This is a genomic window from Cellulosimicrobium funkei (assembly GCF_900155925.1).
GTDB classification, from domain to species: domain Bacteria; phylum Actinomycetota; class Actinomycetes; order Actinomycetales; family Cellulomonadaceae; genus Cellulosimicrobium; species Cellulosimicrobium funkei.
The window spans coordinates 412,310-426,177 of sequence record NZ_FTMI01000003.1; the positions used below are offsets into that span (position 1 = coordinate 412,310).

A 13,868-nucleotide genomic window follows, 5' to 3' on the forward strand; every position below is an offset into this window, starting at 1 on the left:
CCGAAACGAACGGTCCTCACCCTTTCATGACTGCTGACGTCGTCGCGCCCTCGCACGCCCTCGACCACTCCACCGACACCTCCCCCGCCGTCGCGGAGCAGACCGCTCCCACCGGCCCCGTGTTCTCCGACCTCGGCCTGCCCGCGCCCCTCGAGCGCGCCGTCGCCGACCTCGGGTTCGTCACCCCGTCCGCGATCCAGGCCGAGGCCATCCCCGCGCTCCTCGCGGGCCGCGACATCACCGGCGTCGCGCAGACCGGCACCGGCAAGACCGCCGCGTTCGGCCTCCCGCTGCTCGCCGCGATCGACCCCACGCTGCGGCGCGTGCAGGCCGTCGTCCTCACCCCGACGCGCGAGCTCGCGATGCAGGTCGCCGACGCCGTCGAGTCGTTCGCGACCCACCTGCCCAAGGTCGACGTCGTCGCCGTGTACGGCGGCTCGCCCTACCAGCCGCAGCAGCGGGCGCTCGCGGCCGGGGCGCAGGTCGTCGTCGGCACGCCCGGGCGCGTCATCGACCACATCGAGCGCGGCACCCTCGTGCTCGACGACGTGCGCTTCCTCGTGCTCGACGAGGCCGACGAGATGCTGCGCATGGGCTTCGCGGAGGACGTCGACACGATCTTCTCCCGCGCGCCGCGCGAGCGTCAGGTCGCGCTGTTCTCCGCGACGATGCCCGCCCCGATCCGCCGCGTCGCGAACGAGCACCTCACCGACCCGGTCGAGATCGCCGTCGCGCGGCAGTCCTCCACGGTGACGAGCGTGCGCCAGACGTATGCCGTCGTGCCGTTCCGCCACAAGACCGGCTCCCTCGTGCGCGTGCTCGCCACGTCCGACGCCGAGGCCGCGATCGTGTTCACCCGCACGCGCGGCGCCGCGGAGGAGGTCGGGTCCGCGCTCGTCGAGCGCGGCATCTCGGCCGCGACCATCTCGGGCGACGTCGCGCAGAAGGAGCGCGAGCGGATCGTGGAGCGCCTGCGCTCCGGGGCGCTCGACGTCCTCGTCGCGACCGACGTCGCCGCGCGCGGCCTCGACGTGGACCGCATCGGTCTCGTCGTGAACTTCGACCTGCCGGGCGAGCCCGAGGCGTACGTGCACCGCATCGGCCGCACCGGCCGCGCGGGCCGCACCGGCGAGGCCCTGAGCTTCGTCACCCCGCACGAGCGCGGGCGCCTGCGCGCGATCGAGCGCACGACCCGCACCCCGCTGCAGGAGATCGAGATCCCCTCCCCCGCGGACGTGTCCGCGCACAAGGTGCGGGCCCTGCTCGGGCAGGTTCCCGCCCGCCAGGAGGCGGGCCGCCTGTCGATGTACGCCGACATGGTGCGCACCTTCCTCGCCGAGCACGACGTCGACCCGGTCGACCTCGCAGCGGCCATGGCGGCGCTCGCGGTCGGCGACGACGGTCCGCGTGCCCGTGAGGAGCAGGAGCGGTTCGAGGCGGAGCGGGCCGCGGCGCGCGAGCAGTCGAAGGCGCGTCGTACGGAGCGCGCGGGCGAGCGTCCGTCGCGCGGCGACCGTGCGTCGGGCCGGCGCGAGGGCGACGGGACGCGCGGTATCCGCCGCGACGCCGTCGGGACGCGCTACCGCCTGTCGGTGGGGCACAAGGACGGCGTGATGCCCGGCGGGATCGTGGGCGCGCTGACGAACGAGGCGGGCCTGGCCGGGTCGGACGTCGGCAAGATCGACATCTTCCCGTCGTTCTCGCTCGTGGACATCACCGCGCCGCTCGACGCGGACACGATGGACCGCATCTCGCGGGCGCGGGTCGCGGGCAAGGCGCTGCGCATCCGTCTCGACGAGGGCGCGCCCGCGTCCCGGGGCCCGCGTGCCGGGCACGGCCCGTCGGGTCGTCGTGACGAGCGTCGTGACCGGTTCGACCGTGCCGACGACCGGGGCGAGCGCAAGCCGCGCCACCGCGCCGCGTTCTGACCCGCGCCGCCGGCGGCAGCCCCGCCGGCGCACGACGACGGCCCCCGGATCTCCTCGATCCGGGGGCCGTCGTCGTCGGTGCGGGGTGAGGGGGGAGCGGGCACGGGGGCCGCGCGCCTGCGGTGCTTACTCGTGGGCCTCGCCGTGCGCCTTCACCAGGGCGGCGAGGCGACGCGCCTCCGCCTCGCCCCGGGCGCCGTCGGCCCGTTGGATGCCCATGACGGCGAGGGTGGACCCGTCCGCGAGGTCGAGGCGCACCCATGCGTCGCCGGAGCCGAAGCGGACCGACACGATCTGGGGCCAGGCGAGGCGGCGCGTGTAGATGACGTTGCGCACCCGCAGGCCCTCGCGCGTCGGGACGGCGTGCACGCCGCCCAGGCGCCACAGCAGCCACGCCGCGAACAGCGCGAACGCCGCGATGGACAGCCGGTTCACCCACGACGTGCCGAGCGGCCCCGTCGCGGACAGCCCCACCACGACGCACCCGCCGACGACGACCACGCCCGTCGCCCACGCCGACACCAGGCCGAACCGGGGCCGGAACGTGCGGTACGGGTCGTCGTCGCGGTCGCCCGGCAGGCCGGGGTCGGGGAACGGGTCGGTGCTCATGCCGCCACCGTCTCACACCCGCCGACCACCCACCGGCGGCACGAGGTCAGAGGCGCGAGGCGTGGATCCGGGTCACGAGGATCGCGCGCGCACCCACGTCGTACAGGGCGTCCATGACCTGGTTCGTGCGGTCGCGGCGCACCATCGCCCGCACCGCCGCCCAGTCCCGGTCGTGCAGCGGGGACACCGTGGGCGACTCCAGGCCCGGCGTGATCGCGACCGCACGGTCCACGAGCGACACCGGCACGTCGTAGTCCATGAGGACGTACTCGTGCGCCGTCAGCACCCCCTGCAGACGACGCGACAGCACCTCCACCCCCGCCGGGACGTCCGCCTCCGCAACCTTGCGCGGCCGGATCAGCACCGCCTCCGACACCAGGATCGGGTCGCCGAACACCTCCAGGCCGGCGCCCCGCAGCGTCGTGCCCGTCGAGACCACGTCCGCGACGACGTCCGCCACCCCGAGCTGCACCGCCGACTCGACCGCACCGTCCAGGTGCACCACCGTCGCGTCCACCCCGTGCGCCCGCAGGTGCCCCTCCACGAGGACCTCGTACGACGTCGCGACCCGCAGCCCCTGCACCTGCTCCAACGACGTGATCGTCCCCGCCGGCGCCGCGTAGCGGAACGTCGACCCCCCGAACCCGAGCTGCATGTGCTCCACCGCGTCCGCGCCCGAGTCCAGCAGCAGGTCCCGACCCGTCACCCCGACGTCGACCGTGCCCGACCCCACGTACACCGCGATGTCGCGCGGGCGCAGGAAGAAGAACTCGGCGTCGTTGTCCGGGTCCGCCAGCACCAGCTCGCGCGGGTCACGGCGCTGGCGGTACCCCGCCTCGCGCAGCATCTCGACGGCGGGCTCGGACAGGGACCCCTTGTTGGGGACGGCGATACGCAGCATGACAGGACCTTCGTTCAGGGGATCGGGCAGGAAGAGGGGAACAGCAGGGACGAGCGAGGGGCGAGCGGCGCTCGCGGCCGGGAGCGGGGACGCTCACCGGCGCGGCCGCTCACAGATGCTCGTACACGTCCTGCAGGCTCAGACCCTTCGCCAGCATGAGGACCTGCAGGTGGTAGAGGAGCTGGGAGATCTCCTCCGCCGTCTTCACGTCGCCCTCGTACTCGGCGGCCATCCACACCTCGGCGGCCTCCTCGACCACCTTCTTCCCGATCGCGTGCACGCCGGCGTCCAGCTCAGCGACCGTGCCGGAACCGGCAGGTCGCGTCGTGGCCTTCTCGGACAGCTCCGCGAACAGGGACTCGAACGTCTTCACGGGCTCCAGGGTATCCGCCACCCGGACCCGGCCGGGGCGTGTCCGCCCAGCGGGCACGCCCCGACCCGGTCCGTCACAGGTCGCGCAGCGCCACGACCGTCGCGACCGCCGCCTCCGCGGCCTCCGCACCCTTGTCCTCCCGCGACCCCTCCAGGCCCGCCCGGTCCAGGGCCTGCTGCTCGTCGTCGCACGTCAGCACACCGAACCCCACCGGCACCCCCGTGCGCACGCTCACGTCCGTCAGACCCGACGTCGCCGCCTGGCACACGTACTCGAAGTGCGGCGTCCCCCCACGGATCACCACGCCCAGCGCCACCACCGCGTCCGCGCCGTGCTCCACCGCGCGCGCCGCCGCCACCGGCAGCTCGAACGACCCCGGCACCCGCACCACGCTCACGTGCGACACGTTCGCCGCCGCCAACGCCCGCCGCGCGCCCGCCAGCAACCCGTCCATCACCTCCGTGTGCCAGCTCGCCGCGACCACCGTCACCCGCAGCCCCGACCCGTCCACGCTCACCGTCGGCGCACCTGCCCCGCTCATCCCTCGTCCTCCTTCGTCTCCGTACCCGGCTCGTCGCCCGGCTCCACCAGGACAGCCCCGTCCGGGACCGCCACCGTGTCCAGCAGATGACCCATCGCCACCTTCTTCGTCACCAGGTACGCCCGGTTGTGCTCCCCGTGACCCACCTCGATCCGCTCCGCCCCCACCACGTCGATGCCCGACGCCACCAGGCCCGTCACCTTCGCCGGGTTGTTCGTCAGCAACCGCACCCGCGACAACCCGAGGTCCGCCAGGATCGCCGCCGCCGCCCCGTACTCCCGACGGTCCACCGGCCACCCCAGCTCCAGGTTCGCCTGCACCGTGTCCAGACCCGCGTCCTGCAGCTCGTACGCCCCGATCTTCGCCAGCAACCCGATGCCGCGACCCTCGTGCCCCCGCAGGTACACCACCGCACCCCCCTCCGCCGCTACCCGCCCCAACGCCGCCTGCAGCTGCGGACCGCAGTCGCACCGCAACGACCCGAACGCGTCCCCCGTCAAGCACTCCGAGTGCACCCGCACCACCGGCACCACCTCCGTCCCGACGGCGCTCGCGGCCTCCGCACCAGCCTCACCCCGGCCCGAGGCACCAGCAGGGGGGACCGCAGGGACCAGCGCCACGTGCTCCGCCCCCGTCCGCAGGTCCCGGTACCCCACCACCCGGAACCGGCCGTGCACCGTCGGGAGCTCCGCCGACGACGTGCGGTGCACCCGCCGCGCCACCGCCTCCCGACCCGGCACCTCCGCGGCCACCGCAGGCGCCGGGTCGTGCACCCGCCGCCACGCCACCAGGTCCGCGATCGTGATCAGCACCAACCCGTCACGCTCCGCCAGCGCCGCCGCGTCCCCCAGACGCATCATCGTCCCGTCGTCGTGCACCAGCTCCGCGATACCCCCGACCTCACCCCTCCCCGCCAGACGCACCAGGTCCACCGCGGCCTCCGTGTGCCCCGCACGATGCAGCACACCCCCCGGCACCGCCCGCAACGGCAGCACATGACCCGGCCGGATCAGATCACTCGCACCCGACGCCGGATCCGCCAGCACCCGCAACGTCCGCGCCCGGTCCTCCGCCGAGATCCCCGTCGACACCCCCGTCGCCGCGTCCACCGTCACCGTGTACGCCGTCCGCCGCGGATCCTGACTGTGCGGCACCATCAACGGCAGCTCCAACGCGTCCGCCCGCGCCGCCGGCATCGGCGCGCACAGGTACCCCGACGAGTGCCGGATCGTCCACGCCACCCACTCCGCCGACACCCCCTGCGCCGCGAACACCACGTCCGCCTCGTTCTCCCGGTCCGGCGAGTCCGCCACCAGCACCGGACGCCCCGCCCGGATCGCCGCCAACGCCTCCTCGACCGACCCCAGCCGCACGCCCCCCGACCCCTCCGGCACCGCGGCGCTCGCGGACCCCGCGCCCGTCACGACGCGCTCCCGGGGACCACGCCGGACACCAGCAGGCGTTCGACGTACTTCGCGAGCACGTCCACCTCGAGGTTCACCCGGTCGCCCGGCACCAGTCGCCCGAGGATCGTCGCCTCGAGCGTCGTCGGGATCAGCGAGACGCCGAACGTCTCGTCATCCACGTGCGTCACCGTCAACGACACCCCGCTCACCGCGATCGAGCCCTTCTCCGCCACGTGCCGCGTCAGACCCGCAGGTGCGGAGAGCACCAGGTCGTCCCACCGCTCCCCCGGCATGCGGCTCACGAGCGTGCCGACGCCGTCCACGTGGCCCTGCACCACATGACCGCCCAGCCGCGCGTCCGCCCGGACGGCCCGCTCCAGGTTCACCGGCGACCCCGCCACGAGGTCACCCAGCGCAGTCCGACGCAACGACTCCGGCATCACGTCCGCCGTGAACGACCCGTCGCCCCCGAGGCTCGTGACCGTCAGGCACACCCCGTTCACCGCGATCGAGTCACCGAGCGCCGCGTCCGACGCCGCGAGCGGCCCCTCGACCGTGAGCACCGCGTCCTCCCCCGCGCCACCCGGGAACGCGATCCCCCGGACCCTGCCGATCTCCTCCACGATCCCCGTGAACATCAACCCACCCGTCCTTCCGTGCTCTTCCTGGACACCACCAGCGCGTCGTCCCCGACACGCCTCACCTCCACCGTGCGGAACCGGTGCGCGTCGGCGATCGTCGCCACACCCAACCCGTCCACCGCTCGCCGCCCGCCCCCCAGCAGCACCGGGGCCACGTACGCGTGCAGCTCGTCCACCGCGCCCGCGGCCAGGAACGCCGTCGCCAGCGTCGGACCGCCCTCCACCAGCACGTGCCGCACCTCGCGCTCCGCGAGCCGCTCCAGCACCTCACCGACGTCCCGCGTCAGCACGTGCACCAGCTCGCCACCCTCCCCGCGGACCCGCGCCGCCGGCGGGATCCCCCGCAGGCCCACGACCACCCGCAACGGCTGGTGCTCCGCCAGACGCGCGGCGCTCGCGGCCTCGTGGGACGAGCCGTGGGTGGGCACCCGCGCGGTGAGCTCGGGGTCGTCGGCCAGGAGCGTGCCCGTGCCGACGACGATCGCGTCCACCTCCGCCCGCACGCGGTGCGCGTGCTCGCGCGCTGCGGGCCCGGTGATCCACCGGCTCGTCCCGTCCTGGGCGGCCACGTAGCCGTCGAGCGTCGTGGCCGTCTTGAGCGTCACGTACGGCGTGCCGCGCCGGACGGCCGTGAGCCACACCCGCAGGAGCTCCTCGCCCTCGGCGGCGCGCAGGCCGCGCACGACGCGGACCCCCGCGGCCCGCAGCCGGTGCGCGCCGCCCGTGGCGACGGGGTTCGGGTCGTCGACGGCGAGCACGACCTCCGCCACGCCTGCGGCGACGAGCGCGTCGGCGCACGGGCCGGTGCGACCGGTGTGGGCGCACGGCTCGAGCGTCACGACCGCCGTCGCGCTGGCGACGTCGACGCCGCGCGCCCGGGCGTCCGCGAGGGCCGCCGCCTCGGCGTGCGGCGTGCCCGCGCCACGGTGCCACCCCTCGGCGAGCACGGGCCGCGGGTGCGGGTCGATCGAACCGGGCGCGGCGCCGTCGGGCAGGGTCGCGCCGGGCGGAGGGCCCAGCAGGACGCACCCGACGCGGGGGTTCGGCCCGTGCGCCGGCCCTCGGACCGCCAGTTCGAGCGCGCGCGTCATCGCGTCGTCGACCGTCAGGGTGCGGGGGTGCTCGCCCATCGTCCTCCTCCCGGGCACGGGCGCTCCGGGGTGAGGGCGGGCGGCGGGTCGAGCCACGAGGGCTCGACGGCGTCGCTCACCACGGCGAGGCCGTCACCGTCCCGGACGGGTGCACCGGCGGGTCGCCGGAGCACCACGCGCCGAGGCGTGGCCACGCCGCACGTGCTTCCTCCCATCCGGACTTTCACCGTCGGTCCTGGAGTTCCACCAGGTCAACCGCGCGTGGGCGCGGGTCGCGGACTGTCACCGCCGGCTCGGAATTGCACCGACCCCGGAGCACGTTCGTGCGTACTGCGTTCTGCAACGGCCGATGTTACTCCGGGTGCGCTCCGCGCGGGCGCGACCGACGGTCCGACGCGTTCTCGCCCGCTCCCGTCGAGGTCCGCGCTCGCGAGAACCGCCTCACCCTGAGCGGCCGCGCTTCGCCGTCCGACGACCGCCGCCCCGCTCCTCTGTGCTTGGTGGTGAGTTTTCCGCGGTCTGGCAGAAGTGAAATATGCGCTTGGCACACTATTTTATGTGGAACGAAGAAGGGGCCCGTAAGGGCCCCTTCCCCTCCTGACGTCAGTGGGCGTGCGCCGACGCCTCCGCCAGCTCGCGCAGCGCCTGGATCTCCTCGGGCACGTTCTCCGCCCCGTAGACCGCCGACCCGGCGACGAAGACGTTCGCCCCCGCGTCCGCGGCCCGCTCGATCGTCGACCGCGACACTCCCCCGTCGACCTGGATCCACACGTCGAGTCCCGACTCGCTCACGGCCTCGCGCGCCCGCCGGATCTTCGGCAGCGTCCCCTCGATGAAGGACTGCCCGCCGAAGCCCGGCTCGACCGTCATGACGAGGATCATGTCCACCTCGGTCAGCAGGTCCAGGAAGGGCTCCACCGGCGTCGCAGGGCGCAGCGCGACGCCTGCGCGGGCTCCCAGGCGGCGGAGCTCGCGAGCGAGCCGCACAGGGGCAGCAGCGGCCTCGGCGTGGAACGTGACCGACGCCGCGCCCGCCTCCGCGTAGGCCGGCGCCCAGCGGTCAGGGTCCTCGATCATGAGGTGGGCGTCGATCGGGACGGGCGACACCTGCGCCAGTCGCTCGAACACCGGCAGCCCGAGCGTGAGGTTCGGCACGAAGTGGTTGTCCATGACGTCGACGTGCGCGTAGTCCGCCGTGGCGATCGCGTTCAGGTCGCGCTCGAGGTTCGCGAAGTCGGCGGACAGGATGCTCGGTGCGATGAGGGCTGCCATGGGCCCCAGCCTAGGGGCGCGTGCCGGAGCCCGGTGCTCGTACCCTCGTCGCGTGAGCGACCTCTCCTCCCCCTCCCCCGGCCCGGCCCCTGCCTCCGTCCGCGGCACGCCGCACCGCCCCGGGGACCCGCACGCCTCCGCACCCGTCGTGACGGTGCGCCCGGCCACGGTGCACGACCTGCCGCGGGTCGCGGAGATCGCCGCCCCGTTCGTGCGCGACACGTGCGTGACGTTCGAGGAGGAGGTCTGGGACGTCCCGGCGTGGCACCGCAAGCTCGACGACGTCACCGCGCGCGGCCTGCCGTTCCTCGTCGCCGAGGTCGACGCCCCGGGCGGGCCGAGCTCCCCGACCGGCGCCGTCGTCGCGGGCTACGCGTACGCGTCGGCCTGGCGCCCCAAGCCCGCCTACCGGCACACCGCCGAGGACACGATCTACCTCGACCCGGCGCACGCCGGGCGCGGGGTGGGGACCGCGCTGCTCGCCGCGCTCCTGGAGGCGGTCGCCGCCGCGGGGGTCCGCCAGGTCGTCTCCGTCGTGGCCGACGTCCCCGAGGCCGCCGGGTCGCTCCCGCTGCACCGCCGCTTCGGCTTCGTCGAGGCCGGGCGCCTCACCGCCGTCGGGTTCAAGCACGGCCGCTGGGTCGACACGATCCTGCTCCAGCGCACCCTCTGATCCCGACGACGCCGCGGCCACGATCGGCCCGGGTGCCCGTCGTCGCGCAGCGGCCGACCAGGCGGTCCTGGTGAGTCGAGCAGGCGGTCCTGGTGGGTGGGGCCGCCCGGACCCGCCACGACCACCTGCTCGACGTGAGAAGGGGGGCCGTCAGGCGACCAGGGTTCGGCGGAGGTCGGTGGTGCGGCGCTCGACCGTGCGCCAGGCGTGACGGCTCACGCCGGGGTGGGCGTCGCGGTCGATGTCCGCGAGCGCCGCGAGGAGTCCGTCGAGGGTCTGGGCGACGGCGCGCTGGGCGCGTCGGCGGGGCAGCCCCCAGGTGGTGCCCTCGGTGACGAGGTGGTCGGCGGTGAGGCGGTCCATGTCGCGTTCGCCGGCGACGTCCATGGCGAAGACGCGGGAGGCGTGGTCGTGGTGGAGGTGCATGGCGATGTCGTAGGCGGGGGCGAGGCGGACGGTGCCGTCGGCGTGGCGCAGGACGGAGATGTTCTTGGCGTGGGCGTCGGTGTTGCCGAGGGCGAGGTTGAGGGTGGTGAGGGCGAGGAGGGGGTCGGGGCGGGTGCCGTCGTCGCGCAGGGTGCGGGCGATGGCGGCGAGGGAGGGGAAGCGGCGGCCGTGCTGGAACTTGCGTTCGGGGTCGCGGGTGTTGATGCCGAGGGCCTGGGCGGCGTCCTCCTGGTGGAGGCGTGCGGTGCCGGTGGGGTCGGTGGGGTCGGGGACGCGGTCGTAGCGGGTGACGACGATGGCGCGTTCGCCGTCGAGCTCGGTGACGTGGGCGTCGACGGTGGTGAGGCCGATGCGGCGGGCGAGGTCGAGGGCGGCGGCCTCGGTGTTGACGAGGTCGGCGGTGGGTGAGTCGGAGGGGCGGGCGACCTTGAGGATGTGGGTGGTCGGTGCGGTGCCGTGGGGTCGGGCCCAGCCGTGCTCGTCGTGGAGGAGGGTGATCTTGGGTTCCATGCCGGGCAAGGAGCTGGTGAGGTGGTCGGCGCGGCCTTCTCCCCCGCTGCGGGCGACGGCGGCGCGCAGGAGTCGTGCGACGGCGGCGTCGTCGAGGCGTTCGGGGGTGCGGGGGGTGGGGAGGGGTTGTCCTTCGGGTGCGAGGAGGACGGCGCCGGCGGTGTCGTGGCCGTAGTGGACGAGGAAGGCGAGGGCGTCGTCGGGGTCGATGCCGGCGTCGATGGCCATGGCGTCGCGGGTGCGGCCCTCGGGGAGGAGTCCGTCGAGCCAGGCGGCGACGCGCGCGGGGTGGGGCGGGGGTTCGTCGGGTGGGGTGATGGGGAGCAGGTGGGACAGGACGCGGGCGTCGTGCCCCCAGCGGTCGAGGGCGTCGGTGGTCCAGGTGAGGGTGACGCGGGGTGTGCCGTCGGTGGTGCGCAGGCCGGTGGGTGCGAGGGTGGCGACGGGGGTGCCGTAGAGCCAGGCGGTGAGGGTGGTCATCGGCGTTCCTGGAGTCGCAGGTCGACGTCGAGGGTGTCGAGGAGCTCGAAGAGTCGTTGGACCCAGAGGTTCTCGACGCCGTTCTCGAGCTCGGAGAGGTACTGGCGGGTGATGCCGAGCTCGTCGGCGACCTGGGCCTGGGTGAGTCCGCGGGTTCGGCGGACGCGGCTCAGGTAGGCGCCGAGGTCGCGGGGGCTGCGGGGGGTGGTCCAGGTGTCGGCCATGCTCGCTCTCCTGCCGTGGGGTGCCCTGACGTGCGGCCGTGTCGGGATTCCCTGACACGACACGCTGTCAGGTTACTCTGACACCCCCGCGTTGTCGAGATATGACGACATCGCGACGCGGGGCGCGGCGCTCACATCGTGCGGCGCAGGAGCGTGAGGTGCATGGCGTCGGTGCCGTGGACGTGCGGCCAGAGCTGGACGTCCTGACGGTCCCCGAGCTCGACGGTGTCGCGCACCTCGGGGCGCACGACGTCGCGCACGACGGCCGGGGCGTCGAGGACCTCGACGTCGTCGCGACGGCGCAGCACGTCGGCGACGACGACCTGGGTCTCGGCGAGGTGGGGCGAGCACGTGACGTACCCGACCACTCCCCCGGGCCGGACGGCGTCGAGCGCGGAGTCGAGGAGCTCGCGCTGGAGCCCGGTGAGGGTCGCGAGGTCCGCCGGGGTGCGGCGCCACCGCGACTCGGGCCGACGGCGCAGGGCCCCGAGGCCCGTGCAGGGGGCGTCGAGGAGCACGCGGTCGTACGCGCCCGGCTCGTCCTGCCCGACGGCGCGCCCGTCACCCGTGCGCACGGCCTCCACGGCGTCCGCGGGCACGGCGGCGAGCGCCTTCTCCACGAGGCGTGCGCGGTGCGGCTGGACCTCGTTGGCGACGAGGCGCGCCCCGCGCTCGGCCGCGAGCGCCGCGAGGAGCGCGGCCTTGCCGCCGGGTCCGGCGCACAGGTCGAGCCAGCGCGCGTCGTCGCCGGTGGAGCCGGGCTGCGGTCCGGTGAGCGGTGCGGCGGCGAGCGCGAGGGCGACGAGCTGGCTGCCCTCGTCCTGGACGCCGGCGCGGCCGTCGCGCACGGCGCCGAACGCGGCGGGGTCGCCGCCGTCGAGGGTGAGCGCGGTGGGTGCCCAGCGGGCGGGGGTGACGCGGCCGTCGCCGTCGGCGAGCTCGTGGGGGTCGGCGAGGCCGGGGCGCGCGACGAGCGTGACGCGGGGGGCGTCGTTGTCGGCGGCGAGGAGGGCGTCGAGCTCGTCGACGGGGCGTCCGTTGCCGGCGAGGGCGTCGCGCAGGGCGCGGGCGATCCAGACGGGGTGGCTCTGGGTGGCCGCGAGCGCCGCGAGGGGGTCGGGGGCGTCGTCGGCGAGGGTCGTGAGCCAGTCGTCGAGGGGGGTGCGGGCGACGCGGCGCAGGACGGCGTTGACGAGCTGGGCGCTGCCCGCGCCGGTGCGTTCGCGGGCGAGGCCGACGGTCTCGGAGACGGCGGCGTGCTGCGGGACGCGCATGGCGAGGAGCTGGTGGGTGCCGAGGCGCAGGACGTCCAGCACGGGCGGGTCGAGGCGGTCGAGGGGGCGGTCGAGACAGCGCGCGAGGATCGCGTCGTAGCGGCCGCGCAGGCGCAGGGTGCCGTAGGCGAGCTCGGTCGCGAAGCCGGCGTCGCGTCCGCGGATGCCGCGCTCGCGCAGCAGGGGCGGCAGGACGAGGTTGGCGTAGGCGTCGGAGCCGTCGACCTGGCGCAGGACGTCGTACGCGACGGCCCGTGCGGGGTCGGTGCCCTTGCGGCGCTGGGAGGGTGCCGCGGAGCCGCGGTGCACCTCTCCGCGGGAGCGGGCGGCGCCGCGCTGGCGCCCCCGGGCGTCGCGGCGCTCGTCTCTCCCGCCGGCCGGCGCGGCACCAGAATTCGAACGTGCGTTCGAGTCGTTGCCACCACCCTGGCCGCCACCGCTCGAACGCTTGTTCGACGCGGCGCCCTCCCGGCGCTGCGGTCGCCCGTTCCTGTTCGAACGTGCGTTCGAACCGTCGCGGTCGCGGCGCTCGGCGCTCATCGGGCGGTCTCCGCACCGAGGACCGTGGCGTCGTCGAGCCGGGCACCGCGCGCCCAGTCCGCGGCGGCCATGTGCTTCTTGCCCACGGGCGCCACCTCCCCCAGCTGGACGGCGTGGGTCGCGGTCCCGACGAGCACCTCCTTCTTCCCGGCGCGCACGCGCCCGGGGGCGAGGTCGACGACGTCGGGCCGCGGGGTGACGGGGCCGAGCCCCAGGCGCGCGGGCGTGCCGTCGGCGCCGGGCAGGGTCGTCCACGCCCCGGGTGCCGGGGTGCAGCCGCGCACCAGGCGGTCGACCGCGAGCGCCGGGTGGTCCCAGCGGACCTCCGCGTCCGCGGTCGTCAGCTTGGCGGCGTGCGAGACGCCGTCGGCGGGCTGGGGCTGCGGGCGCAGGGTGCCGTCCTCGAGGGCGTCGAGGGTGGCGACGAGGAGGCCGGCACCGGAGACGGCGAGGCGGCCCAGGAGGTCGCCCGCGGTGTCCCGGGGCCGGATCGTCTCCGTCGTGGTGCCGAGCGTGGGCCCCGAGTCCAGCCCTTCCTCGATGAGGAACGTCGTCGCCCCGGTCACCTCGTCGCCCGCGATGATCGCGCGCTGCACGGGCGCCGCGCCGCGCCAGGCGGGCAGGACGGAGAAGTGCAGGTTGACCCACCCGTGCCGGGGCACGGCGAGCACGTCGGGGCGCAGGATCTCCCCGTACGCGACGACGGGTGCCGCGTCGACGTCGAGCGCGGCGAGGCGCGCGAGGAACTCCTCGCCGCGGGGCCGGTCCGTGAGGACCGGGATCCCGGCCTCCTCGGCACGCACGCGGACGGGGCTGGGGGTCAGGCGCCGTCCGCGGCCCGACGGCGCGTCGGCGCGCGTGAGCACGGCGACCACCTCGTGGCGGGAGTCGAGGAGGGCGTCGAGGGACGGGACCGCGGTATCCGGGGTCCCCGCGAACAGCAGGCGCATGGGCCCGA

The 13,868-nt window shown here is 75.3% G+C and carries 14 protein-coding genes and 1 riboswitch; of the genes, 2 read left to right on the plus strand and 12 right to left on the minus strand.

The window, feature by feature from the left end:
• Positions 1–26: 26 nt before the first annotated feature.
• Positions 27–1,928, plus strand: a complete 1,902-nt coding sequence (locus tag BXA05_RS10015) for a DEAD/DEAH box helicase (protein ID WP_061267296.1) — start codon at positions 27–29, stop codon at positions 1,926–1,928.
• 126 nt (positions 1,929–2,054) lie between these two features.
• Here the strand turns inward: BXA05_RS10015 and BXA05_RS10020 are convergent, their stop codons facing one another.
• The 8 genes from BXA05_RS10020 to rpe all read right to left on the minus strand — a co-directional run bounded on the left by BXA05_RS10020 (position 2,055) and on the right by rpe (position 8,762).
• Entirely contained in the window at positions 2,055–2,537 is a 483-nt protein-coding gene (locus BXA05_RS10020) for a PH domain-containing protein (RefSeq protein WP_009865158.1), read from the minus strand.
• Positions 2,538–2,583: 46 nt separating this feature from the next.
• On the minus strand, positions 2,584–3,438 hold the full coding sequence (gene hisG, locus BXA05_RS10025) for an ATP phosphoribosyltransferase (RefSeq protein ID WP_009865157.1): 855 nt from the start codon (positions 3,436–3,438) through the stop codon (positions 2,584–2,586).
• 109 nt (positions 3,439–3,547) lie between these two features.
• Positions 3,548–3,811 (minus strand): phosphoribosyl-ATP diphosphatase, encoded by a 264-nt coding sequence (locus BXA05_RS10030; protein ID WP_024839663.1) that lies wholly within the window; start codon positions 3,809–3,811, stop codon positions 3,548–3,550.
• 73 nt (positions 3,812–3,884) lie between these two features.
• Complete coding sequence (gene ribH / locus BXA05_RS10035) at positions 3,885–4,352, minus strand: 6,7-dimethyl-8-ribityllumazine synthase (protein WP_047234219.1); 468 nt, start codon at positions 4,350–4,352, stop codon at positions 3,885–3,887.
• Positions 4,349–5,725 (minus strand): 3,4-dihydroxy-2-butanone-4-phosphate synthase, encoded by a 1,377-nt coding sequence (ribB, locus tag BXA05_RS10040; protein ID WP_143311121.1) that lies wholly within the window; start codon positions 5,723–5,725, stop codon positions 4,349–4,351. The genes ribH and ribB overlap by 4 nt, the downstream gene beginning before the upstream one ends.
• A gap of 47 nt (positions 5,726–5,772) precedes the next feature.
• Entirely contained in the window at positions 5,773–6,396 is a 624-nt protein-coding gene (locus tag BXA05_RS10045; RefSeq protein ID WP_076404882.1) for a riboflavin synthase, read from the minus strand.
• On the minus strand, positions 6,396–7,529 hold the full coding sequence (ribD, locus tag BXA05_RS10050; RefSeq protein WP_076404883.1) for a bifunctional diaminohydroxyphosphoribosylaminopyrimidine deaminase/5-amino-6-(5-phosphoribosylamino)uracil reductase RibD: 1,134 nt from the start codon (positions 7,527–7,529) through the stop codon (positions 6,396–6,398). The genes BXA05_RS10045 and ribD overlap by 1 nt, the downstream gene beginning before the upstream one ends.
• 158 nt (positions 7,530–7,687) lie before the next feature.
• A riboswitch (FMN riboswitch) is annotated at positions 7,688–7,813 on the minus strand.
• 280 nt (positions 7,814–8,093) lie between these two features.
• Positions 8,094–8,762 carry a ribulose-phosphate 3-epimerase gene (gene rpe, locus BXA05_RS10055; protein WP_009863278.1) on the minus strand — a complete coding sequence of 223 codons (669 nt, stop codon included), beginning with the start codon at positions 8,760–8,762 and terminating at the stop codon, positions 8,094–8,096.
• A 52-nt stretch (positions 8,763–8,814) separates the two neighbouring features.
• On the opposite strand from rpe, the gene BXA05_RS10060 reads away from it, so the two are divergent.
• A complete protein-coding gene (locus tag BXA05_RS10060) occupies positions 8,815–9,435 on the plus strand; it encodes a GNAT family N-acetyltransferase (RefSeq protein WP_241005796.1) in 621 nt (206 codons plus the stop codon).
• Positions 9,436–9,585: 150 nt separating this feature from the next.
• Here the strand turns inward: BXA05_RS10060 and BXA05_RS10065 are convergent, their stop codons facing one another.
• From BXA05_RS10065 to fmt, 4 genes are all read right to left on the minus strand, one after another.
• On the minus strand, positions 9,586–10,872 hold the full coding sequence (locus BXA05_RS10065; RefSeq protein WP_076404884.1) for a type II toxin-antitoxin system HipA family toxin: 1,287 nt from the start codon (positions 10,870–10,872) through the stop codon (positions 9,586–9,588).
• Positions 10,869–11,096, minus strand: coding sequence for a type II toxin-antitoxin system RelB family anti-toxin (locus BXA05_RS10070; protein ID WP_031316417.1), 228 nt, complete (start codon positions 11,094–11,096; stop codon positions 10,869–10,871). The genes BXA05_RS10065 and BXA05_RS10070 overlap by 4 nt, the downstream gene beginning before the upstream one ends.
• 131 nt (positions 11,097–11,227) lie before the next feature.
• Entirely contained in the window at positions 11,228–12,910 is a 1,683-nt protein-coding gene (locus tag BXA05_RS10075) for an RsmB/NOP family class I SAM-dependent RNA methyltransferase (protein WP_076404885.1), read from the minus strand.
• Positions 12,907–13,860 (minus strand): methionyl-tRNA formyltransferase, encoded by a 954-nt coding sequence (gene fmt / locus BXA05_RS10080; RefSeq protein WP_076404886.1) that lies wholly within the window; start codon positions 13,858–13,860, stop codon positions 12,907–12,909. Before fmt ends, BXA05_RS10075 begins: the two co-directional genes overlap by 4 nt.
• Between the last annotated feature and the right edge of the window lie 8 nt (positions 13,861–13,868).